Source organism: Caproiciproducens galactitolivorans (genome assembly GCF_026672255.1).
Taxonomy (GTDB): Bacteria; Bacillota; Clostridia; order Oscillospirales; family Acutalibacteraceae; genus Caproiciproducens; species Caproiciproducens galactitolivorans_A.
The window spans coordinates 12,678-35,611 of record NZ_JAPOHA010000006.1; the positions used below are offsets into that span (position 1 = coordinate 12,678).

A 22,934-nucleotide genomic window follows, 5' to 3' on the forward strand; every position below is an offset into this window, starting at 1 on the left:
CTTTTAAAAATTATATTAACATCAGCTTTGAGCCGTTTTTCAAACCGAGCTCATTCACCGATAGATTAATATTCAGGATTGTCCCATCTATTCGATTGCAGATCGCAGTATTCTCGTCTGCTATAAATAATCCTCCCGACAGTTGCGTCGCTAATTTACAGACCATTTCCAGCACCTCGTGCATCATAAGATGCGTTGGGATAAACATGTCATAGCATTTTTCAGCCACCGGTATATAAATTTCCACAAGCACTTTATTCATCGCCGTCACCCTCCGAACCGGAAGTTTTGGCACTGAGCGGCTTCACAAGCACCGGCTTGCCCCTTACAACGGAATAGCCGAAATCATCGCCGATTTCCTGATACAGGTCGCTCGTGATTTTACTTGCTTTCAGGACATACTGATCCGTAAAACCATCGCCAATCCAAATGCCGTCCGTACCGGACAGATGTTTTCTGTACCACGGTTCGCTGGAAAGGCTATTGAAATCATTTGCCGTATCCGCAATTACAATATGAATCCTATAAATCGCCTCGCCTCTTTCCAGCAGGACTTTCAGTTTGTCCCTGCCATCGACGGACAGTTGTTCATGGATACGTTTAAGGCCAAGGATTAGAATTGCTTTTCGATCGAATTCATCGAGGGATTTTGGATTCAGCTGGGATTCCTTATAGCGATTGTTTCGAATAAGAACCGTTGTAAATAAGTCCTGAACCGCTTTTTCAAAATCTCCCGACACATAGGTATAATCCGCATCCGGATCCGCTTTCAATAATTGTTCACCGTCCAGTACGGAAACCGCCGGCTTGCAGGCCGCGAGAACGTTTATGAAGCATTGCGTGAAGGACTGCAACTGACCGATATCCTGCGCAATAACGGGAAATAAATATTTTGAAGCCAGATTGATTTTTGCCGTTGCCAGCGACTTCTTCTCGATTCCGACCGGCAGCTGCTCAAGGTTTGAAATTTCAGCCCGAACCGTATCGAAACCGACGACATCCGGCAATACCGGTACCCGCTTCGCAAAGGTTTCTGCTTTTTCCGAAAGCTTACTGCAATACGCTCTGATAAATTCAAACTGATCATTGCATTTACAGCAATGCGCTGTCTGAAATTCATAAGTGCGGTCCAAATGGATGAGGCCCCTGCCCTTGCATTTCGAAGGAATCAGGCCGTCCGTTTTACCGACAATCGTGGAATAGTCATTAGGGTCGTTCAACTGCATGGTAAGCAGCTGCTTGAAATTTTGCAGGGTGCGGTAGCGGATTGCATTGGTGTTCCCTGCGGAAACGACAAAATGGATTCCACATTTGATTCCGTCCCTCGTAAGCTGTGTGAAAATTTCATCCAAATCCTCATATTGTTCTGCGAAGCCCAAATAGTTATTGAGGATCACAACAATGTTCGGCACAATTTTCCCGGAGTTCTTGCAATAAGAAGAATAATCCCCGCCAAATTCGGCAAAAAGCTGTTTTCTTTTTTCAAACTCCCTGTACAGCATTTTAAAGAGATTGGTAACTTTTTCGTTCTCATAGGAAAGCAGCACTCCCCCGACTTGAGGGGCCTTCTCAAATGCCCGAAGCGTTTCGGCTCCGAAATCCATTATGTAAATGTTTAAATCCTCCGCGGTATGGTTTTTCATCAGGGAATAAACCAATGTGGTCAGGAACGTTGTTTTCCCGTTCCCCGCAGCGCCGTATACTACACAGTTCCCTTCTTCGGACAGGGGAAGGGTCAATGCGCTCTGCCGCTGGTTGAACGGATCATCATATTCCCCTATGATCGGATTCAGCACCGTGGCGATCGTGCTGTGATGATATTTCTTTTCCAAAGTATCGACGTAAATCATGGGAGGGATTGGATCCAGCCATAGCTGGCGCTGTGTTATATGCTCTTCCGATGCCAAATCCGACAGATACTCCACAATGGCAACAACCTGTTCCGTTTTAGCGGCAGCATCGGTGGACTTTGTATTCGGTTTCATTTCTTTAACGACCCTGCCCATGTTATCAATGACCTGAATGCTGGAATCCACATGTTTTTCAACATTTTCTGTCGGTATGTATTTCGCCCCGCACCACGCCGACTGGCCGAGCGCAAACAATTCATTGAATCCTACCTGCAGATAAAACCTGCCCGTCTGCGATAACTCCGCTGCATCCGGACATTTAATCATATCCATACTGTCTTCTTTTTCCTGCACTTTCAGGCAAACCCGGAATTTACTGTTGCTCCAAATCTGATCGTTTACCACGCCCGACGGCTTTTGCGTGGCCAGAATCAAGTGGATGCCCAGACTTCTTCCGATCCGCGCGGCGCTGATCAGCTGGTCCATAAAATCCGGCTGCTGTGCTTTCAGTTCCGCAAATTCATCGGAAATAATAAACAAATGAGGAACCGGTTCCGTAACGACTTTATTTCTGTACAGCTGCTGATATTTATAAATGTCCATTGTACCTTCATTTGTCATTTTGCGGGCTTTATTAAAAATGGCCTGACGCCGCCGGAGCTCGCTTTGAATGGAAATTAAGGAGCGATTGATTGCCGCCCCGTCCAGGTTTGTGATCGTACCGGCAAGATGCGGAAGCTTGATTCCGCGGTCCTTATTTTCAAAAGCGCCCGTTAAGCCGCCGCCCTTATAATCGATGAGAATAAAGGCTACCTCGTCCGGATGATAGTTTACGGCAAGAGACAAAATATAAGTAATGATAAATTCACTTTTACCGGAACCGGTCATTCCGGCAACCAATCCATGCGGCCCGTGAAACTTTTCATGCAGGTCAAGCATAAAAGCTTCTCCAAGCGTATCGACGCCGATCGGCGTCTGGAGGGAAACCGTTGGATTATTTTCCTTCCATCTCGTCAGGGAATTCAAATGTTCCACCTTTCCAACATGAAACATTTCCAAAAAAGTAATCATTGTCGGCAGCGCAAACCGCTGACTTGACAAATCCATCTGAATATTTGCCAAGGACACGGCTACGTTTTCAACAACCGCATTCTTTACGGAATCCGCCGAAAAGGAAATATGTTTTCCCGTTATATCATCTTTCTCATAGATTCTGGATTGGGAACCGTTCACTTCAACAACAATGCTTGTTTCCTTGGGCAGGTTTTTTATTTCATCATAAAGAGTAAGGATGCTGAACCCGCGATTGTTTTTATACTTCAGCATCTGGCCGAATGCATCGCTTTTATCCGCAAGCTCTTTGCTGGCGGAAACGACGATATAATATGGCCAGAATTCGTTATACTCTTGATTCGAGTCGTCTTTTCTGGATAAAATATTTTTATCCAGAATCACGGAAAGCTCTTTTAACTCATCCAAAGTACTGGCGAAAAAACGAACGGTCTTTTCATCGTTCCATATATGCGGAAACCACTTTACAAAGTTCCACTCTTTTTGTTCTTCCCGGTCTACGATAAACATCAGTTTTACTTCGTCGTAGCTATGTAAGGCGGCCGTCTGAAGCAGCATGCTTTTTACCAGAGAAAGGACATCGGAACGATTTCCAATCAATCCGATGATAAAATTGTCCACCAAAGAGATGCTTATGGGAACATCGATCAACTGTTTCGGCTCATTTCCTAAAGAAAACAATGCGTCCTGTAAATTATCATCATCCATTGTAAAATGTTTTTCGGGATACTTGATATTGGCATCCAACGGCAGATTGCCTGTTCCCAGCTTCAACTGCAAAAAATCATCCTGACCCGGAATCCTTTCCCACAGGGTTCTTTTCACCATCGCTATGCGTTCCACACATTCTTCCACGGGAATAACGTTTTCGTTCAGGATATCGGTTTGCTCTTTACATTTCCTCTTAAACTCATCCCTTACCGAATCCAAATAAGCAAGATATTTTATCTGGCGTTTCTTCTCATTTTTTATGCGCATTTTCTTTTCATATTTTTTTGTAAGGATCGGCCATAAAACGGTGCCCAGCAGCATGCTGAAAGACATCATCAACGTGGGCATCGCCTGCATGATCTGCCCGCCGTTGTTCAGAACATTCAGTAACGTAAAAAGTCCCATGGAAAGGGAAGTAAGCCCCATCGTTATGGATGGACCCAACAGATAAGCAAGCGGTACCTGCTCGTTTTTTTGAATGGCCGGAGGAGGATCAATCACCATATCGGCCGTTTCGATTTCCCTTTTAAAACGCGGGGAACGGTAAAAAAATGTTATATCCCCGGTTTCATCACTGTCCTCTTTTTCTTCGATTTTCTGCCTTTTAAATTCGATTAAAGAATCGGACTTTACCGTAGCGGCATGATCGGGATTATTAATTGCAAAAAACTGATTTGCAACCACAATTTTAAGCCCCATGATGTAAATATAGTCTCCTGCATAAAGCGGCTGGGATTCTACCCGGTAGCCGTTTACAAAGGTTCCGTTCGTGCTGCCCATATCGATAATTGACCAAACGTTTCCGTCGTAAATCAGTTTCGCATGTTTACCGGAAACAAATTTGTTTTCAAAGTGAATACAGTTGTCGCCGGTTCTGCCGATCGTCAACTCACACGGTGATTGAACAACTATTTTCCGGAAGGTTTGTCTGCTTTCGGAAATTGGCTCGGAAAATAAAATGACTTTCTCATTGCTGTTTTTTATCTTTAAATTTAAAAAGCTTAAGGGATTTAAAATTGTATAATTAACCGCATTATTAGAAGAGTCCAGTACGGCAACCTTTTTGTTGCTTTTTATGACCCACTCCCCATTCACTGCTTCCACGCTGATAAGTTCCCTTGACTTCCCGCATTCATCAATATCCGAAATCCAGTATTGACCTTTAATTTTCGAGGGCAATGTCATGGAAAACATCTGTTTATTTTTAATTAAATTAACAACCAATCTTCAATACCTTCTCATGAATCGTATATTTTCTTAATCATAATTATCATATAAGATTATTATAATGATTCATAAATATTTGTCAAAGTATAAATTAAACAAAATTCTTCTAAATTTGGTAAATATATACAATGTTACATATAAAAAGTTACATAAAAAAAGCTAAACCTTCCTCTCACAAAAAGTTCAGCTTTTTTTATACCTTTTTTACTTTTAGGAAAATAATCAAATCAAAAGCACAATAAGAATTCCGCTCTTTCAGCGCCTGTGCTAAAGGTGAGGCCACGAAAAAGAGCATAGCTTTCGCCATGCTCTTTTTGTCGCTTAAATCATTGCTATTCGATATATTTTTCCTGCTCTGATGCGGGCACATTGAAGCGAAAAGCTTCCTCCTTTATAGAAGCCGGGTATCATTAATAATCAGTTCAAACTGCAGGCCGAGGTATTTTGCTGCCTGACGGCAAAGAACCATGCGCGTCATGAAAATTTCGAAATATTCCATTACCGGGCAGATTTCCGTATCAATTGTAATGTTGAGCGTGACGGTCTTTTTCTCTTCGTCCACTTCGGTGGAAGCCCGTTCAACGGCATAGTTTACACGGTCATGAATATCCGCGTGAACCGTCTCCCTGTCCCGCACGCGCGTCCGGCGCACATCCCCTTTATCGGATAGAATCAGCGCGGCGGCGACCGGATTGACGGCATTCGCGGTTCCCTCGTCATGGTTGCCGATTGCCGCGACGATCAGGGCGACCTCATCCGGCGGCATATGAAGGCGGTTCAGGATATCAAAAGCCATCAAGGCGCCGCTTTGCGCGTGGTTGGAACGGTTTACGACATTGCCGATATCATGCATATATCCTGCAATCGCGGCAAGCTCACAGGTTCGGGCATCATAATTCAGTGTCTGTAAAATGTAGCTGGCGTAGTTGGAAGAACGCTTCGCGTGGGCAAAGCCGTGCTCGGTAAACCCGATGACGCCGAGATTTTCATTTCCGTTTTCAATATACGCGTGAATTTCTTCATTGTGCAGAATGTCATCCAATGTGACGTGACTGTATTTTTCCATTATCTCCTCAGCTTATTTTGTGAACATGCGGTACATTGCCTCCAGGCAAATCTGTGCATGAACCATGAAACGGTCGATATCGATATTTTCATTCGTATTGTGCAGACGGCGGTCCGGCTCATCCGGGAAGAAGGGACCGAACGCCACGGCGCGGCCTTTGAATGCGCGCGCATACGTGCCGCCCCCGGTTGCGTATACGTCCGCCGGTTTCCCGGTTATCTCCGCGTAAGAATCCTGTAAAAGAGAAATAAACGGACTGCTCTCCGGGAGGAAAAGCGGTTTGGTATCGTTGTTCAGTTGGGATGCCAGCCCAAATTCCGCCGCCTGCTCCGCTATTTTCGAAAAGATTTTCTCTCCGTCTGCGGTAACGGGATACCGAATGTCAACTCCGACGGATGCTTCCCCGTCATGGATATTCACAAGCCCGATATTGAAGGTAAGCGGGCCTGACTCCTTATCCTGCTGGGAAACGCCAAGCGACTCGCCGTGAAGCTCCGTGCCGACCTTCGTATTCACAAACCGGACGAGACTGCCCAGTTCTTCTTCCTTGAAAACAACGCCGAGAAGTTTCATTAAATGTGTTGCAGAATTGAAGCCCTCCTGCGGCTGCATCGCATGCGACGCTTTTCCGACGGACGTAATTTTCGCGCCGTCCGTCGTTTTCTCAATCTCGAAATCCCCGGCAGCGTTTTTCGCGGCATCCTGCAATTTCCGGTATGTTTCTTCTGAACACACAACCTCCGCGATTGCTTTGGACGGTACGGCGTTCACGACCGTTCCGGCCGTGAATTCCTTGATTACGGAATGTTCCTTTTTTGCGGATATGGTAAAGCGCATAATTCCCTTTTCACGATTGCAGATACCGTAATCGGAATCGGGGGTAAAGGCCATAACCGGCATTTGTTCGGATTTCAGATACATTTCCAGGTCGTTGCTGCTGGTTTCCTCCCCCGCGCCGAAAATAACGCGAAGGCGGCGATTTCCTTTAATGTTCTCATCCTTCAGGGCTTTTAAACAATAAAGCGCAACGATCGCCGCACCTTTGTCGTCTGCGGTGCCGCGGCCGAAATACAGATTTCCTTTTTTGGTAAGCGTAAACGGGTCGGTGTCCCAGCCTTCGCCCTCCGGAACAATATCCATGTGCGCGACAACGGCGGCAACCTCGTCTCCCTCGCCGTACTCCGCGTGGCCGGCATACCCGCCGATATTCTTCGTTGCAAAACCCATCCGGTCAGCCATATTTAAAATCGAGTCCATGGCTTTGGCCACTTCCCTGCCGAACGGCATTCCCTCCTCCGGCTTGCCCTGAACCGAAGGAATCGCAACCAGTTCCGCCAAATCTTTTATAATATCCTCACGGTAATTTAAAATTTTACTTCCAAAACGCAATGCTGCCTCTTCCCTTCCTTAATTGTTGTTTTATTATATCACAAAATATCCCAAAAATTAAGAGCGAACCGAAGTCCGCTCTATAAAAAATCTTTGTAAAATCAGTCAATTGCAGACGGATTTTTCTCGCGAATCACTTTCAGCGCCGATTCATCGGCAACCACGGTCAGATCATTGTGAAGCTGAAGGATCGAAGCGGGAACTTCCGGTGTAACCGGCCCGAAAAGGGAACGGTACAAAATTTCCGCTTTGCTTTCTCCGTTTGCGACCAGCAAGATCTTTTTCGCCTGCATAATCGCTTTAATTCCCATTGTGATTGCGTAACGCGGAACATCCGCCGCATTTTCGAAAAAGCGTGCATTCGCATCGATCGTTTTCTGTTTGAGTTTTACGCTGTGCGTCGTTTTATCAAAATCAGAATCCGGCTCGTTGAAACCAATGTGGCCGGTATGGCCGATTCCCAAAAGCTGCAGATCGATTCCGCCAAGGCTGCTGATCACATGGTCATAGCGTTTGCACTCCGCGTCGAGATCCTTCGCCAGTCCGTTCGGAACGTTTGTGTTCTCCATCGGTATGTTGACATGTTTAAAAAAATTCGTATTCATATAATAACGGTAGCTTTGATCGTGATCAGGCGACAAACCGCAATATTCATCCAGGTTAACGCTGTGAACTTTGGAAAAATCAACATCTCCCTTTTTGTACCATTCCGCGAGCTGGCTGTAAACACCAAGCGGCGTTGATCCGGTTGCCAGACCTAAAACGGAATGCGGAAACAGAATAACCTGAGCGGAAATAATATTCGCCGCTTTTCTGCTCATGCTTTGATAATCCGGTGCGCTGATGATTTTCATTTGGATCTCCCTTTCCTTACATTAAAAAATAATTTTATTTTTATACCAAATATTAAAAATCTTTTCTACAACAGATTATAACACAAAATTCGAAAAAACTACAGAGCAAAATAGAACAATCTCACCCTGTAGTTTATTTCTTTTTAGCAAGTTTTTAATGTATCGAGCAGCGTAATCGCATTTTCGCCTGAAACAGGCTTGCTGATGTAATACCCCTGAATCAGGCTGCACCCGCAATCGGAAATACACTGCGCCTGTTCCTGCGTCTCCACTCCCTCGGCAATCACCTTGAGGTTCAGACGATGCGCCAGACGGATAATCATATCGACAATATCCCTCCCCACCTTGTCGGAAACAATTTCATCAATAAAGCTTTTATCAATTTTCACGGAATGGATCGGCAGTTCCTTTAAGTAAGCGAGAGACGAAAAACCGGTTCCGAAATCATCCAGATATACACAGATGCCGCAGTCCGTGAGGATGCGCAGTTTTTTCACCACTTCGTCAAAAGATTCAATCAGGCAGGACTCCGTAATTTCAATCGCCACACTCTGCGGCTCCAGTTCGTAGTAGCGGAAGCGTTCGATGACATAATCCGTAAAATCCGCCTGCATCAGCTCCACCGGTGAAGTGTTAAAGGATACCCGAATGCCCGGATTCTTTATCCTTTTTGCAAAGGCAAATGTCTGGTTGATAACCGAACGGCCCAGCTGCTTAATAAAACCGGTTTCCTCCGCCAGTTCGATAAACTGTATCGGGGGAACCATCCCGAATTTTGCACTATTCCAGCGGGCCAGCGATTCGAAGCCGACGATTGCTTTTTTGTCATAGTCGTACTGCGGCTGATAGTAACAGGTGAGTTCGTCGTTATATATGGAAAATTTCAGTTCCGACAGCATTTGAAAACGCCGCTCAATGGACGTGCCGAACTGGTCGTTAAAGATTTCATAGCCCCCTTTTGACGACCTTTTCGCCTCTTGCAGTACAAATTCTCCCCGGTTAATAATATCATCAAATTTATTTTCATTCACAACTTCGCTGTAATGAAAGAGGACGGCGCCGATACTGCAGGTTAACTGGATAACATTTTTCTGCACAAGAAAAGGTTTCTTAAATAATTCAACAATCTTTTTTGCGAATTCCTCCAGCTGCGCGGTTGTGCTGATATCGGAAATAAACAAAGCGTATTCATCGCCGCCGATTCTTCCGATAATATTCTTGTCGCCGGTGAACGCTGCCAGGCGCGCGGCAGCAGCGGCAAGAAACTCGTCTCCGATGTCATTGCCGAACGTATTGTTTACAGAACGAAAATTATCCACGTCGAGAAAAAAAGCTCCGCCTGTTTTGCAGTTCGTAAGGTTGAACCAGTCTTTTATATTTCTTTTCATTCCTTTTCGGTTCGGCAGATCGGTTAGCGCATCGTTATAGGTAAAATGACTGATTTCCTCTTCCTGGCGAAGCTTTGCTTCATATGTATTCTTTTTCAGCTTGAAAAAGTAAGCCGCGAAAACAAGAAATTCGAGGACCAGAAAGGCGATTAGAATCCCGCTCATAACAAGGATTTTGTTTGCCTGCGCCATAATTTTATTTTCATCTACCGTAACGGCAAACATCCAGCCGTCGGTACCCTGAATCGCGCTGTAACCGATCAGATTTGCCGCACCGTTTATAACACATGCACCCTTGCCGGATTGATTCTGCCGAAAATCCCTCTGCATTCTTTCCAGTTCATTTTTATCCGACTGCGCCCCGATATATTGAAAAAAATGATCGATTTCATTTTGGCCGGCTTTGCTGGAAATAACGGAACCATCCGGGGATAAAACATAAACGGAAGTATCCGCCCCGGCCACAATGTTATCCATAATATTCAGGTCACCGTTATTTTCGGCAGTTGCCACGATAACCCCGTTCACATTATTATTCCGGATAATCGGAACCGCATAAGCGATAATCTTACAATTTGCATCGAAAGGATCCATCAGCTCACCCGATGTATTTGCATATCCTTCCATTGCCCTTTGAAAATAATCGCGCTTATCCACCCGGACAGTTTTTCCGTCATTGGTAACCGCAAGGCCGGTTTTATCGGCATAACCGACTCTTAAAAAGTTTTTTCGTTTTGCTTCGCCGGAAAGAATCCGGATTTTATCCTCTGTATGACCGGGTTCTGAAAACTCTTCCTGATCGGAAAGGGTGCTGAGTGCATCCAGATTCCCCATAATGGACACATGAACCGCACTTGCACCCTGCTCGGAAATTTGCTGAAGCGAGGACTGGGTACTTGATGTAAGAATACTGCGCACCCCATAGACAAAACCGATCCCTATTGCAAGCAGTAATAGCACGATTATAGTGATTGCAGCAATTATTTTATTCTTTTTAAACACGCAATCACTCATTTCTATTTCATTATACGTTATTTCGACGTAATTTTTTGAATCATCTGAAACAGGTAGTTTTTAGTCAAAATATACTATTATAAATATTATCGGTCTTCTATTTTAAAATTTAAGCGAAAATGTATAAATTCATCCACCCTGCAAACAATTCGAATAGAAACCAAACGGGGTGATATAGGATGAAAAAAAATGCATTAATCTTTTTAACGGGAGGAACCATTTATCCGACACTGGAAATCCTTTGCAGAGGCAAAACGGATATTTCCATGGCCGCCGCGGGGGGAATCTGCCTGTGTTTAATCAACCGCGTCTGCAACCACGATATGAAATTGAAACCGCTGCCGGTAAAATGTTTCGTAGGTTCGGGAATTATCACAGTTGTGGAATTCGTTATCGGCATGATTGTAAATGTTGTGCTGAAATTAAACGTATGGGATTATTCCTCCATGCCCCTCAACGTAATGGGGCAGATCTGCGTTCCTTTCTCCATGCTGTGGTGCCTGCTTACCATTCCGGCAATGGGACTCTGCGCACTATGTGAAAAATCACATTTTATAGCGAAACAATGAAAATCCGCCCCTGTAATCATAGGGCGGAGAAAACTTTTCTTGGTAATTTGCACGAAGCAGTTTCGTTCTTTTCGTATACAATTTTGAAATATTTTCCTTGCCAAACTGTTAAATTACAAAACATCTCTTTTTTCGATTTTATTCGCTATTGAAAAAATAAAGTACATCTACTATAATTTAATCGTGGTAGACGGTTGTACAACAGGTCGTAAAGAGAAAGGAAGTGTTGTAAATGCAAAAAATTTTAGTAAGCCTTGACTCTGTAAAAAGGAAACTGTCGGAAATTGAAAATGATAATATGGAGTACATTGAGTTTAACATTGTTCCAAGGCAAGTAGATAATAAATACATACATCCTGCCTTTCTGCATTTCGATGGTCTGTCTGAAAACGGATTTCGAAAGGATTACGAAAGCATCGATGCTCTCCCACTGTGGACAGTCAGTCCATACAAATATAAACCGATTCTGATTCCTTTAACCTATTAATGGGATTTCGCTTACAACCAGCTGCCATAGAAACCGTAAAAGTCCCCCCGGCAAAACCGGGGGGCTTCATATGTACGGGCAAAACCCTGTATGAAAGTTTTTTGAACTCTTGGCAAGCCGGAATGATAAGACACTGACAGCGTTCCATAAAACCGTTTTATCGTGCTTGCCTCAAAGATGCATAAGAAAAAGCACCCTGCCGCCAAACAGGATGCCAATTTATTTTATCATTTCTCAGTTAATGTAACAACCCCTGAACAATAGGATATTTTATGGAATTTTGCACTGCAAAAATGCGGTGCTAATTTTTTAAAAATAATATAACTTTCATCGTTATCCCAGTTTTCCCCACTGTTTGCCTTACATTCTTCAAGTTCTTTTTCAGTTTCGAAAGCAACATCACCTATCAAGATTTTCCCATCCGGACGAAGAGACCTTTGTAATTTATGAATAAAAGCTATCTTTTGCTCATCGTTCAAATGATGGATCGCATAAGTGCAAATAATAAAATCAAACTTTATATTTTCGATCTCCGGCGGCAGTCCATTTGAAAAATCATATTGTATTAGTTCTGCTTTCGGCATTTTATTTTTAGCAATCTCAATCATCTTTTCTGAAAAGTCAATACCATAAATATCGAAACCATCATCGTAAAGCTTTTTTGTTAATATCCCCGTGCCAAAACCGATATCGAAAACAGATGCATTCTCCTTTTGTTTAACGGTTCTATAAATCTGGTTCAGAACGTTTTTATAGCCTGCGAAAGGATATTCATTTGTTTCTTCACTTAGGCTTACACTTTTATCATATCCGTTTGCCCATAAATCGAAGCCTTCTCTATCTAACATCATATTCCTCCCGCAAAATATCAATATATTATATAACGCTATAGTATCATAAAATTTGAAAGGTTTAAAGCTTTAAATAATTCTTATTTTTGATTTTTCCTTTTATTTGAATTAGAATTTGGAAATTTCCCGGACAGCCGTTTCCATTCTCACCGTGCTGATATAGATGGATAATTATTGTCGATCTACACATGCTAAATTCGAGGTGATGATTTTGGAATTTCCGAACGGATTTATGATGCCGATTTGGATACAACAGGCTTTCAGCGGCGATTCCGATCTTGAACGCTATTTTCATTCGCTCCCGGAAGAAGTTCAGAAAGCTTTAATCAATGAAGATATCCATTCTGAAAGAAGCCTTCGCGACAGCATCGAAAGGTATAAGCTTAAGGAATAGTTTTACAGTATTGCGGTCTTGCCTGATTGCGGGGCCGCATTTCTTTTCGTAATAAAAAGCAGGATGACCATTTCGCAAAGATTAAATTACAAAACCGCACCGTTACGAAAAAATCAGTAACGGTGCGGTTTTTACTTTGGTGCGCGAGACGAGACTTGAACTCGTACGTCATACAACACACGCCCCTCAAACGTGCCTGTCTGCCAATTCCAGCACTCGCGCGACTCAGCAAGGAGTATTATATCATTATCGGCTGGACAATGTCAACCCCATTTTATGAATTTTTAAAAAGTTTGTCGATGAGCCTGCAAAACGCATCGTAGCTGAGAATACTGTTCAAAACCCCAACCATCGAGTTCGGGGCCAGATGCTCGGGCAGGGAAAGTTCTTTCAGCAGAACCGCCCTTCTTTGCGCGCTGTTTTCCCCGCCGGAAAGGCCGGCCAGGTACAGATCCGTCTTTGTAATTTTGCGCCCTGCCGGTTTTTCATCCGAGTCGCAGACCACACCGGCACGCCGCAGGGCGTCAATGATCACTTCGGCGGGTACGCCCTCCACTCCAAGCTTTCCTTCCTGAGACGGCTTATCCTTCCGCCTTTCTTTGCCAAGAATGTCGGGAATATAGGCATGCTTGATCTTATCGGGGCTGACAGCACCCGAAAGGTAATGGCGGATCAGAAAGCCCGCGGAATCGCTGTCGGTTAAAACAAGGAGGCCGCGCGCATCCGCAAGCCGGCGGATCATATCCATCTGCTTTTTATTTTTAAATATTTGAAAGCCGTTCGTTTCAATAATCAGGCCGTCGATCATCGAAGACAGCTTGATTTTATCATATTTTCCCTCAACAATAACCGCTTCCTTGATTTTAATCAAGCCGTCCGCTCCTTTTCCGCAATCAGCAATAGCTCCGCAATCAGTTTTTCCATGACGATGCGCCGATCGCCGCGCGCGCCTTTCAGCGCGGTATCCGCTTGAAGAAGCGCCCGCAGACTCTGCCGGAGCATGTAAGTTGTAAGCCTTGCTCCGTCCCGTTCCGCATTGGTAAGCCGGAATTCTTTCCGGGCGTAATCAAAATATTTTGCCGGCTCCGTTGCGCCGAAGCCGCCCTGCACGGACATCCGGACACGGTACATATCGATATACGCGGAAGACAGGACCGCTAAAACGGATACCGGTTCTTCGTTCTGCTGAAACAAAAGGTCCAGCACCCTATACGCCCTGTCGTAATCTCCCGAAACAATCGCTTTCGATAGATCATATACCCTCGCTTCCAGATTTTTCACCACGAGCTGATCAATCGTCTGCGCGGTTATTTCTCCTTCTTTAACGTACGCACACAGCTTTTCCAGCTCATTAAAAAGCGTCTGCATGGAATTTCCGCAGTACCGAACGATACGGCCCGCATTCTGCCGCGAAAGCTCACAGCCGCGTTTTCCGGCCGCGGAACACAGCGCCTTTTCAAGATCGGGGTTGGAACGTTTCTTTATCTGAACCGTAACGCCCGCTTCATTTGCTAAACCGATAAACTTTTTCCATTTCTTATTGACTTTATAATCGATTTCAATAGAAGGAAGATAAATGACCAATACCGTGGAGTCCGGTATGTTTTTCACCAGTTCTTCCAGTTTCGCGGCTTCCTGCGCCCGCAGGCTTTCCACGTTCAAATCGGATACGGCAACGCACTTGCATTCCGCCATAAACGGGAGGGCCTCCACTGCGGAAGCAATCTCATCAATGGAAGCGGTATCATCGAACTGCTGTAGGTTAAAATCCGGAAAAACCTTTCCGCCCGCCTTTGCTGTCAATTTCTTCGCATAAAAGTCAATCAGATATTTTTCTTCTCCGTGCAGAAGGTACAGCCTGGAAAAACTGGATTTTTCGATTTGCTTTTTCAGTTCCGCTTCGGTAATCTCTGGCAAATTATTCCCTCCTTATTTTCATGGTTCGGTTCTCCTGCAACTCCAAAACCACATTTCCCGCGCCGCCGGTTACCACCGGGTTCCATCCGCGCACTTTTGAACCGGCCTTGCACAAGTCCTCCTGATCCATGGAAAGCACGGTACAGACCGGGTCCAGCAAATCCATTTGACCCGGCGTGGAATCGGTGACAACGAGGTCAGCGTCAAGCCATTCGATCGGCAAGCCGGACAGGTCCACTCCGTCCGGGCAAATCAAAACGGACACTCCGCTCGCCCGGATATGCGCCGCACAGGCATTCCCGTTCCATTGCACATTCACATTCGTATTGTTCCACAAATCCGAACGGGATACCGCGTTAAACACCGTTACCTCTCCGGTATTCGGCAATTCTTTCTGTAAAAAGCCGTCAATCAAACCTTCCTTTTGAATAACTACCTTGCGCGGGGTAAACGTATGAATCAGTTCCGATGCATTTTTCGACTCCTCGTTCGATAGTGTCAGCGGCTGAATGCAGTCCAGCCGGGTAATTCCCTCGCTTTGCAGATAGCTTTTGATGGGGCCGGAGGAAAATCCGCCGCAGCCCAGCACCGCCGCATGCCCGTTGCGCGTTAGGACAACGGCATTCGCGCTGCCGACGTCCAGCACGGCAAGGCGCGTAACATCACGAAGGAATATCTGGTTTGACAGAATCCCCGTTAAAAGCAAAATAGCGGAAAGCAGCGCGGTATTCTGATAAAGGCGCCGGCTTTTTTTCATCAGCATAGCCGCTGCAAACAGAAGGATTGTTCCGGAAAGCCACAGCATCACAAAACCGCCGGACGCGGGAACGCTGGCAAACGGAACCTGCGCAAGCATATGCGCACAGGCAAGCATAAATTTCGCCAAAAGCCCCGACGCCAGCGCAAACGGCATGGCCAGAAACGATTTGGGGCTTATCAGGTTAATAACGGATGCTATGGCGGAAAAATTCATCATCAGCGTGGAAGGAACCAGCTCCAGCAAATTCGCGGCAGGCGCCGCGAGGGAAACCCTTCCGAAGGTAAGAATGATGATGGGAAGTGTAAAAAGCACCGCCCAGACGGTTGTGCCCAGAATTCCGTTTATGCCCCGAACCAGCGATGAAATCTGCCGGACACGGTCGAATTTTGCATTCAGAGAATCGGCCGTTTTTCCGGAATATAAGATCAGACCCAGCGTCGCGGCAAAGGACAGTAAAAGGCCCACGTCCGCAGCCGCATACGGATTCCAAAGGCTGATCAGCAATACGGCGATTCCCAAAGAATTCAGCGAATCGGGGCGGCGGAAAACCACCATGCCCATAAGGTACAGCAGGCACATAATGCCGCTGCGCGTTACGGACGGGACGAAACAGGTAATTGCCATAAAGCAGATTACCCCCGCGCTGGCCAGGATACAAGCGGGTTTTTTCGGAATCCGCAGGAACAGCAAAAGCATCAGGATAAGCTGCGCCATTGTCGTCATGTGCAGGCCGGAAACGGACAGAATATGGGAAATTCCAATGGTGCGGAAATCCTCGGTGACCTGCTTGGGCAGACTGGCCGTATCCCCGAAAAGGACGCCGTTCACAAGCCCGGCTTCATCCGGCGGCAGCATGGAGCGCACCGATTTTAAAAGAGCCGACCGCAGACGGAGCGCGTAATAATACGGCGGCTTTTGCGTGGGCGGGCTTACCTTCACCCCTTCATATTCATACAGAAAAGCAAACAGGGGAATCCCTTTTGAAATATAGTATGAACGGGAGGAATAGCCCTCCCCACCGTTCGGCAGAAACAGATGTACCCTGCCTTTCACATGCGAATAAGGTTCCACATTCAATGCGTTCTGCGCGGAAAGGCGGATTTTAAACGGTTTCGGCGCGCTTTTCTGGGAAATGCTGTTTACTTCCACCACATAGTAAAAGCGGCCGTATGCTTTCGCAGGCAGCTCGCAGACCGTTCCTTCTATTACGGCGTCCTGCCCGGCGAGCTTCTGCACCGGCTCCACAACGGTTTCATGGAACCCATAAAACGCTCCAAACGCGATCGACACGGTCAGTAACGCGGTGGAAAACACGGCGGTGCCGCGCAATTTCGGGACAAATAGGGTTCCTATAAAACCCAATAAAGAGCCGCACGCGAAAACAAGCGACCATTTCGCACCACAATAAACGGCGGCCGCCAGCGTCAGCAGATAACAAAAACCTACCAACACCAGCGGCCGTTTCATGAACATTCCTCCGAATTTTGAATTGAATAGTCCGTTTTCCGCTTTTCAAAAGCATATCGGTTAAGGTGCGGCGTCTTTATGTATATGCGAAACAGGCTAATATTCAAATACTACTTCTTGTCTTTAAAGAAGAGGGGCAGGGGTTCCAGATAGATAATGTCGTCCCGGTCTTTCGCGTCGCCTTCGGCCAGTACGCAGGCACGGCCCACAATTTTGCCGCCGAACTGCCCGACAAGGTCTTCCATGGCGGCAAGCGATTCGCCGGTGCTGATTACGTCGTCCACAATCAGCACACGTTTGCCGTTCAGTCCCTTGTAATCGTCCTCCGCAAGGTACAGCTTCTGCACATGATCCGTTGTAATCGACTTTACCTCAACATGGATCGGATTGCGCATATACGCTTTTATGCTCTTGCGCGCCACGATATAACGGCGGCATCCCTGGCGCGCCATTTCATAGCAAAGCGGGATTCCCTTTGTTTCCGCGGTGACCACCACATCATGCTCCGGGCATTTTGCAAGAAGCGCCGCCGCGGTCTTTTCAGTAATTTCCACATCGCCGAGCATGACAAATCCCGCAATGTCCAGCGTGTCGCTGATCGGGCAGATCGGAAGACTCCGCTCGCAGCCCGCAATCGTCATCTTATAATACTCTTCCATTGTTATCGACCTTTCAGAATAAAATCATTCGGAAAATCAGCCCGGAGGCCACTTCATCGAGCGCCCGCCAAGCAGATGAAAATGCAGATGAGGAACACTTTGTCCGCCGTCTTTTCCAACATTGCTGACAACACGGAATCCGTTCGTTAGATTGTTTTCTTTCGCCAGCTTTGCCGCCACTTCAAAAATATGAGCGACAATCGCGCTGTTCTGCGGAGTAATTTCTTCCACAGACTGAATATGTTCTTTTGGAATAATCAGTATATGCACCGGCGCCTGCGGGTCAAGATCGTAAAACGCAAGCACTTTGTCGTCTTCATATGCTTTTTTACTCGGTATTTCCCCATTTGCAATTTTACAAAATACACAGTCCATACTGACACCTCCTTTATTGGCAATACAACAGATTCATTATAGTATTAATGAAGCATATTCGCAACCATTTTTTCTACTTGAGCAAGTGCCCCGTCCAGCTTTGAAAGATCTTTCGCCCCGGCCATGGCGCTGTCCGGCCTGCCGCCGCCGTTTCCGCCCGCAAGCTGCGCCACCTGGCGGACAATCTGTCCGGCATTTACGCCCTTTGCGAGCGCTTCTTTCGCAACGCAGGCGGCGATATTTGCCTTCCCGTCGTGGGTTCCGGCCAGTACGGCCACCATATTGGGTGAAAAATCACGCGCTTTGTCGCACATGACACGAAGGGCGTCCGGCTGAGCACCGGGAATCACCGCCGTAATCACCTGAACGCCGTTCACTTCTTTGGCGCCCGCAATCAGGCTGTCCATCCGGATGGCCGCGAGTTTGGAGTTCAGGGCTTCAATCGTCTTGTCTTTCTCCTTCAGTTCGGCGGAAAGCTGTCCCGCTCTCTGCACAAGCTCGGAGGAATTATTCAGCTTCAGCGCCGCCGCCGCATCTTCCATTTCCTGTAAAGTTGTATTCAGGAGCGAAAGCACGCCTGTTCCCGTAACGCCCTCAATACGGCGGACACCGGCGGCAACGGAACTTTCCGACACAATCTTGAACAGGCCGATTTTCGAAGTATTGTCTATATGCGTACCGCCGCAGAATTCCTTGGAGAAATCGCCGACGGAAACCACGCGGACAACCTTCCCGTATTTTTCGCCGAACAGCGCCATCGCGCCAAGCTTCTTCGCTTCTTCAATCGCCATTTCACGGCATTCTACCGGTGTGCCGCTTAAAATGACCAGATTGACAAGGGCTTCCACCCTCTGCAATTCCTCTTTTGTTAAAGCGGAGAAATGGGTAAAGTCGAAACGGACATGCTTTTCGTTTACAAGCTGACCGGCCTGCTCCACATGATTGCCCAAAACCTTGCGCAGGGAAGCCTGTAGCAGATGCGCGGCGGTATGGTTGCGCATAACCGCAAGGCGGTTTTCTTTATTTACAGATACTTTGACTTCTTCCCCGACACGGATTTCCCCGGCGGAAACCACGGCGTGATGGAGATAATTTTTCGCATGGTTTTTGGTCGTATCCCTGATTTCCAGAATCGCGTCGCCGGACTCGACCGTTCCGATATCGCCGACCTGTCCGCCGCTTTCCGCGTAGAACGTCGTTTTATCCAGCACCAGAACGATTTCATCGCCCGCCGTCGCGGACTGTGCACGTTCGCCGTCCCGGATGATGGCGATTACTTTCGCGGTCGTTTCAAACTCGCCGTAGCCAAGGAACTCCGTTTCCGGAACCCCGTCGAGAAGGTCGCTTTCGCCCTCCCATGCATCCGCGCCGGCGTTCTTTCTCGCCGCGCGGGCACGTTCGCGCTGTTCCAGCATCAGCCGTTTGAATTCTTCCTCGTGAACCGTCATGCCGCGCTCGGCAACGATTTCTTTGGTAAGGTCAATCGGGAAACCGTAGGTATCGCTGAGGCGGAACGCATCCGCGCCGGAAAAGATCTTTTTGTGAGCGTTTTCAATATACGTATTTAAAAGCTGGAGGCCCTGATCGATGGTTTTCGCAAAGCTTTCCTCCTCCACGCTGATCAGTTTCACAATCATGGCGCGCTTTTCATTCAGTTCCGGATATGCGTTCTTATTCTCGTCAATGACCGTATTGGCAACCTCGGAAAGGAACGTACGGTGAATGCCGAGCAAACGCCCGTGCCGCGCGGCACGGCGCAGCAGACGGCGCAGCACGTAGCCCCTGCCCTCGTTCGAAGGCATGACGCCGTCGCCGATCATAAAGGTGGTACTGCGGATATGGTCGGTGATGACGCGCAAAGAGATATCCTTTTTCGGGTCGTCGCCGTATTTCACGTCTGCAATGCGGCAGATATGTTTCATGATATTCTGAACGGTATCGACAAGGAACAGGTTGTCCACGTTCTGCATAATGCAGGCAAGGCGCTCCAAGCCCATTCCGGTATCGATATTCGGATGCTCCATCGGCGGATAATTTCCCTTGCCGTCGCTGTTGAACTGGGAGAACACGACGTTCCAGAACTCGACGTAGCGGTCGCAGTCGCAGCCCACGCCGCAGGTTGGGGAACCGCAGCCGTACTGCTCTCCGCGGTCAAAGTAGATTTCCGAGCACGGGCCGCAGGGGCCGGAGCCATGCTCCCAGAAATTGTCCTCCTTGCCCATGCGGACAATGCGGGACGGGTCGACGCCGACTTCCTTCGTCCAGATTTCAAACGCTTCGTCGTCGTCGGTATAAATCGTAACCCAAAGCCGGTCGACGGGCATCTCCAAAACCTTTGTGCAGAATTCCCACGCCCATGCGGTCGCTTCATGCTTGAAATAATCTCCGAAAGAAAAATTCCCGAGCATTTCAAAATACGTGCCGTGGCGCGCGGTAATGCCGACGCGCTCAATGTCCGGCGTACGGATGCATTTCTGGCAGGTGGTCACCCTTTTACGGGGCGGAGTTACCTCGCCGGTAAAATATTTCTTCATCGGCGCCATGCCGGAATTAATCAGCAAAAGGCTGTTGTCGTCCTTCGGTATCAGCGAAAAGCTTTGCAGGCGCAAATGCCCTTTCGATTCAAAAAACGACAGATATTTTTCGCGCAGTTCGTTCAAACCAGTCCATTCCATTGCAATAACTCCATTCCGCCTGTCAGGCAAAAATAATTAACATATTTGTTCAGCGCGCCGCAAAAAAAATAGACTTCACCATCCACAATGGGACGGAGAAATCCGTGGTACCACCCAAATTGCGCTGCCGCGCCGCTTGAATCCCTTAACGCGGGGAACGCCGCGGCTCGTCGCCGCAGGGCTGGGGGTTGGCTCAAGCGCCGGGCGATGCGGAAATCTTTCAGCCGGGGATTCCCTCTCTTTTGCAGTAACCGACGCGTTCGTACCCTTAAACGCCATTACATTTCCGACCGCCCGTTTCGAAAGCAGCCCAAAAATGCACATTGAATTTCATCCTGATTATAAACCGGATTCTTCCTCTTGTCAATAAATTTGACAGAGAAAGACTTGAGTACCGGAAAACTTGTCTGCCGACGGGAAATTGCGCCAAGGCGGTAAGCGCGGTAAATGAAGGAGCATACTTGCTGTATGTGACCATAACCTGCAAAGATGGACGAACAGAGGGCTTTCTGTAACAATTCCGTGGAGGAGCGACCGCTTATGCGGGCGCGGGGGAAACGGCAAAAGACGCTGTGCGTCTTATTTTTTGGCAAGTTCATCGGCAATCTGCCTGAACACCGGGCCGCAGGTTGCGCCGCCGCCGGTGCCGCCTTCGGCAAAAACGGTAATCACATATTTCGGGTTTTCATAGGGGTAAAATCCCGCAAACCATGATTCCACCGTTTCCACGCCGTTTACATATTTTCCTGTCTGCGCAGTGGCGGTCTTTGCACCCGCCCCGCCCGTTGTCGGTTTTCCTTTTTTGCTGGTACCGGTTTCTATGGATTCCTTCATAAAATCGCGAAGCAATTCCACCGTTCTGTCGGAAAGCACCTGCGTACTTTTTTGTTCCGGCGCTTTCGACGTGTATTTCAGATTTTCATCCACAAAACCTTCATAAAGGCTCGGCGCCGTAAATTTTCCGCCGCTTGCAACGGTATTGACCATCGCGGTGATTTGCAGGGGCGTTGCGGTAAGGTCGCCCTGACCGAAGGAAAAATTCGCAAGAGCGCGCGGAATACTCAGGCTTTCCAGCGTCGGCATATTTCCCTCGGAGGAGGAGATTCCGGGTGCGATTTCGAAGGCATGCCCAAATCCCATGTTCTGCGCCATCAACAGGAACTGCGCCTGCGGCACTTGCTGCATAATATTGACAAAGTATGTGTTGCAGGACTGGGCAATCGCTTTTTTCATTGTTTCAGCGCCGTGGCTTTCCCCGTTGAAGCAGTGGCACAACCCGCCATATACATCGATAGAACCGGTACAAGTGTATGGGGTATCCGGCGATATCCCGTACTCCAGAGCAGATGCGGCGGAGACAATCTTAAAAACAGAGCCGACGTTATAAGCGGAAAGACAGCGGTTCATCAGCGGAGAATCCTCCGATTTCAGGGCATCCGCAATATGATTCGGTGAAAAAGTCGGAAGGCTCACCATGGCCCGGATTTTACAGGAAGGAACCTCCGTAACGACAACCGCGCCTTTGGTAAGATATTTTTCAGCCGCCTGCTCCGCCGACTCCTGAATTTTTTTATCAATCGTCAGCACGACGCCCCTGTTTTCCAGATAGGAGGTATCGCTGATTTTTTTACTTTCCCCCTGTAGCACCCGGTTCAGGGCGTCCACCCGGTAGGTGACGGAAATTTCCCCCTGATTTTTCGTAAGCTGCTCATTAAACGCTTTCTCGATCCCCGTCGTGCCCGCCCCGGTGCCGTCCAGATAGCCGATAATATGCGCGGCCGTCTGTTTTTCATGATAGCGGGTATTGAGGCGGAACACGTCAATTCCGGGCGCGTTCAGATTTCCCGGCAGTTTCAGCGCGAAAGGCTTTCCCGCTGTTAAAGACGGATAAATTTCTTCCATTTCTTTTTCAGACAGGGTTTTACTGAGCGCCGCGGCGCCTTCCACACTGGGCGAAACCGCGGCCACATACTCGTTTCCCGACCTTGTAAACGGAACTTTATGGCAGTCGTAAATCGTACCTCTTGTTTTCGCAAGGACAAGCTTATAACTGCTCTGATTATTGGCGGTCGCCGCAAGCCGCGCTCCGCTGGATACGGAAAAGATACTTAATATGCTCAAAAACATGCACATCATCAGGATTGCAAAAAAAACAACCGTTCTTTTTTCCATAAAAAATTCCCCCGTATTGGATAGGATTCCCAATACGG

18 protein-coding genes and 1 tRNA gene are annotated in these 22,934 nt (G+C 47.3%); 3 read left to right on the forward strand and 16 right to left on the reverse strand.

Features of this window, described 5'->3' with window-relative positions; all coding sequences use genetic code 11:
- Nucleotides 1-10: 10 nt before the first annotated feature.
- The 6 genes from OUY18_RS06880 to OUY18_RS06905 all read right to left on the reverse strand — a co-directional run bounded on the left by OUY18_RS06880 (nucleotide 11) and on the right by OUY18_RS06905 (nucleotide 10,516).
- Nucleotides 11-262 carry a methyltransferase gene (locus OUY18_RS06880; protein WP_268058026.1) on the reverse strand — a complete coding sequence of 84 codons (252 nt, stop codon included), beginning with the start codon at nucleotides 260-262 and terminating at the stop codon, nucleotides 11-13.
- Nucleotides 255-4,856, reverse strand: a complete 4,602-nt coding sequence (gene essC, locus OUY18_RS06885; protein ID WP_268058027.1) for a type VII secretion protein EssC — start codon at nucleotides 4,854-4,856, stop codon at nucleotides 255-257. The genes OUY18_RS06880 and essC overlap by 8 nt, the downstream gene beginning before the upstream one ends.
- Nucleotides 4,857-5,250: 394 nt before the next feature.
- Nucleotides 5,251-5,925 carry an HD domain-containing protein gene (locus OUY18_RS06890; RefSeq protein WP_268058028.1) on the reverse strand — a complete coding sequence of 225 codons (675 nt, stop codon included), beginning with the start codon at nucleotides 5,923-5,925 and terminating at the stop codon, nucleotides 5,251-5,253.
- A 12-nt stretch (nucleotides 5,926-5,937) separates the two neighbouring features.
- Nucleotides 5,938-7,314: a Sapep family Mn(2+)-dependent dipeptidase gene (locus OUY18_RS06895; protein ID WP_268058030.1), complete on the reverse strand. Its 1,377-nt coding sequence runs from the start codon at nucleotides 7,312-7,314 to the stop codon at nucleotides 5,938-5,940.
- 101 nt (nucleotides 7,315-7,415) lie between these two features.
- Nucleotides 7,416-8,168: a glucosamine-6-phosphate deaminase gene (gene nagB / locus OUY18_RS06900; RefSeq protein ID WP_268058031.1), complete on the reverse strand. Its 753-nt coding sequence runs from the start codon at nucleotides 8,166-8,168 to the stop codon at nucleotides 7,416-7,418.
- A 143-nt stretch (nucleotides 8,169-8,311) separates the two neighbouring features.
- Nucleotides 8,312-10,516: an EAL domain-containing protein gene (locus OUY18_RS06905; protein WP_268058032.1), complete on the reverse strand. Its 2,205-nt coding sequence runs from the start codon at nucleotides 10,514-10,516 to the stop codon at nucleotides 8,312-8,314.
- Nucleotides 10,517-10,749: 233 nt separating this feature from the next.
- Here OUY18_RS06905 and OUY18_RS06910 point away from each other — a divergent pair, with 233 nt between their 5' ends.
- Together OUY18_RS06910 and OUY18_RS06915 are read left to right on the forward strand one after the other, a co-directional pair.
- Complete coding sequence (locus OUY18_RS06910; protein WP_268058033.1) at nucleotides 10,750-11,139, forward strand: putative ABC transporter permease; 390 nt, start codon at nucleotides 10,750-10,752, stop codon at nucleotides 11,137-11,139.
- 232 nt (nucleotides 11,140-11,371) lie between these two features.
- On the forward strand, nucleotides 11,372-11,626 hold the full coding sequence (locus tag OUY18_RS06915) for a hypothetical protein (protein WP_268058034.1): 255 nt from the start codon (nucleotides 11,372-11,374) through the stop codon (nucleotides 11,624-11,626).
- A 227-nt stretch (nucleotides 11,627-11,853) separates the two neighbouring features.
- On the opposite strand, the gene OUY18_RS06920 is transcribed toward OUY18_RS06915, so the two are convergent.
- Nucleotides 11,854-12,474, reverse strand: a complete 621-nt coding sequence (locus OUY18_RS06920; RefSeq protein ID WP_268058035.1) for a class I SAM-dependent methyltransferase — start codon at nucleotides 12,472-12,474, stop codon at nucleotides 11,854-11,856.
- Between the two features lie 214 nt (nucleotides 12,475-12,688).
- Between OUY18_RS06920 and OUY18_RS06925 the strand changes: the two genes are divergently transcribed.
- Nucleotides 12,689-12,871, forward strand: a complete 183-nt coding sequence (locus OUY18_RS06925; RefSeq protein WP_268058036.1) for a hypothetical protein — start codon at nucleotides 12,689-12,691, stop codon at nucleotides 12,869-12,871.
- Between the two features lie 137 nt (nucleotides 12,872-13,008).
- Here OUY18_RS06925 and OUY18_RS06930 read toward each other — a convergent pair.
- The 9 genes from OUY18_RS06930 to OUY18_RS06970 form a co-directional block, all read right to left on the reverse strand.
- Nucleotides 13,009-13,093 (reverse strand) — tRNA-Leu (locus OUY18_RS06930).
- Nucleotides 13,094-13,145: 52 nt separating this feature from the next.
- Entirely contained in the window at nucleotides 13,146-13,742 is a 597-nt protein-coding gene (locus tag OUY18_RS06935; protein WP_268058037.1) for a toprim domain-containing protein, read from the reverse strand.
- Complete coding sequence (gene holA / locus OUY18_RS06940; protein ID WP_268058038.1) at nucleotides 13,739-14,788, reverse strand: DNA polymerase III subunit delta; 1,050 nt, start codon at nucleotides 14,786-14,788, stop codon at nucleotides 13,739-13,741. The genes OUY18_RS06935 and holA overlap by 4 nt, the downstream gene beginning before the upstream one ends.
- A 1-nt stretch (nucleotide 14,789) precedes the next feature.
- Nucleotides 14,790-17,015 (reverse strand): ComEC/Rec2 family competence protein, encoded by a 2,226-nt coding sequence (locus OUY18_RS06945; protein WP_268058039.1) that lies wholly within the window; start codon nucleotides 17,013-17,015, stop codon nucleotides 14,790-14,792.
- 110 nt (nucleotides 17,016-17,125) lie between these two features.
- Nucleotides 17,126-17,674 carry a phosphoribosyltransferase family protein gene (locus tag OUY18_RS06950; RefSeq protein WP_268058040.1) on the reverse strand — a complete coding sequence of 183 codons (549 nt, stop codon included), beginning with the start codon at nucleotides 17,672-17,674 and terminating at the stop codon, nucleotides 17,126-17,128.
- Between the two features lie 36 nt (nucleotides 17,675-17,710).
- Nucleotides 17,711-18,049: a histidine triad nucleotide-binding protein gene (locus OUY18_RS06955; RefSeq protein ID WP_268058041.1), complete on the reverse strand. Its 339-nt coding sequence runs from the start codon at nucleotides 18,047-18,049 to the stop codon at nucleotides 17,711-17,713.
- Nucleotides 18,050-18,093: 44 nt separating this feature from the next.
- Entirely contained in the window at nucleotides 18,094-20,724 is a 2,631-nt protein-coding gene (gene alaS, locus OUY18_RS06960; RefSeq protein WP_268058043.1) for an alanine--tRNA ligase, read from the reverse strand.
- A gap of 75 nt (nucleotides 20,725-20,799) precedes the next feature.
- On the reverse strand, nucleotides 20,800-21,048 hold the full coding sequence (locus tag OUY18_RS06965) for a hypothetical protein (RefSeq protein WP_268058044.1): 249 nt from the start codon (nucleotides 21,046-21,048) through the stop codon (nucleotides 20,800-20,802).
- Between the two features lie 255 nt (nucleotides 21,049-21,303).
- The gene (locus tag OUY18_RS06970) at nucleotides 21,304-22,896 is read right to left on the reverse strand and encodes a peptidoglycan D,D-transpeptidase FtsI family protein (RefSeq protein WP_268058045.1); all 1,593 of its coding nucleotides are present in this window, start codon (nucleotides 22,894-22,896) and stop codon (nucleotides 21,304-21,306) included.
- Between the last annotated feature and the right edge of the window lie 38 nt (nucleotides 22,897-22,934).

Excerpts from the sequence above, each read along its gene's own strand:
- OUY18_RS06880 (WP_268058026.1), bottom strand. The coding sequence starts at position 262 with ATGAATAAAGTGCTTGTGGAAATTTATATACCGGTGGCTGAAAAATGC.
- OUY18_RS06890 (WP_268058028.1), bottom strand. The coding sequence starts at position 5,925 with ATGGAAAAATACAGTCACGTCACATTGGATGACATTCTGCACAATGAA.
- nagB (WP_268058031.1), bottom strand. The coding sequence starts at position 8,168 with ATGAAAATCATCAGCGCACCGGATTATCAAAGCATGAGCAGAAAAGCG.
- OUY18_RS06910 (WP_268058033.1), top strand. The coding sequence starts at position 10,750 with ATGAAAAAAAATGCATTAATCTTTTTAACGGGAGGAACCATTTATCCG.
- OUY18_RS06915 (WP_268058034.1), top strand. The coding sequence starts at position 11,372 with ATGCAAAAAATTTTAGTAAGCCTTGACTCTGTAAAAAGGAAACTGTCG.
- OUY18_RS06920 (WP_268058035.1), bottom strand. The coding sequence starts at position 12,474 with ATGTTAGATAGAGAAGGCTTCGATTTATGGGCAAACGGATATGATAAA.
- OUY18_RS06945 (WP_268058039.1), bottom strand. The coding sequence starts at position 17,015 with ATGAAACGGCCGCTGGTGTTGGTAGGTTTTTGTTATCTGCTGACGCTG.
- OUY18_RS06950 (WP_268058040.1), bottom strand. The coding sequence starts at position 17,674 with ATGGAAGAGTATTATAAGATGACGATTGCGGGCTGCGAGCGGAGTCTT.
- OUY18_RS06955 (WP_268058041.1), bottom strand. The coding sequence starts at position 18,049 with ATGGACTGTGTATTTTGTAAAATTGCAAATGGGGAAATACCGAGTAAA.
- alaS (WP_268058043.1), bottom strand. The coding sequence starts at position 20,724 with ATGGAATGGACTGGTTTGAACGAACTGCGCGAAAAATATCTGTCGTTT.
- OUY18_RS06965 (WP_268058044.1), bottom strand. The coding sequence starts at position 21,048 with ATGTGCATTTTTGGGCTGCTTTCGAAACGGGCGGTCGGAAATGTAATG.
- OUY18_RS06970 (WP_268058045.1), bottom strand. The coding sequence starts at position 22,896 with ATGGAAAAAAGAACGGTTGTTTTTTTTGCAATCCTGATGATGTGCATG.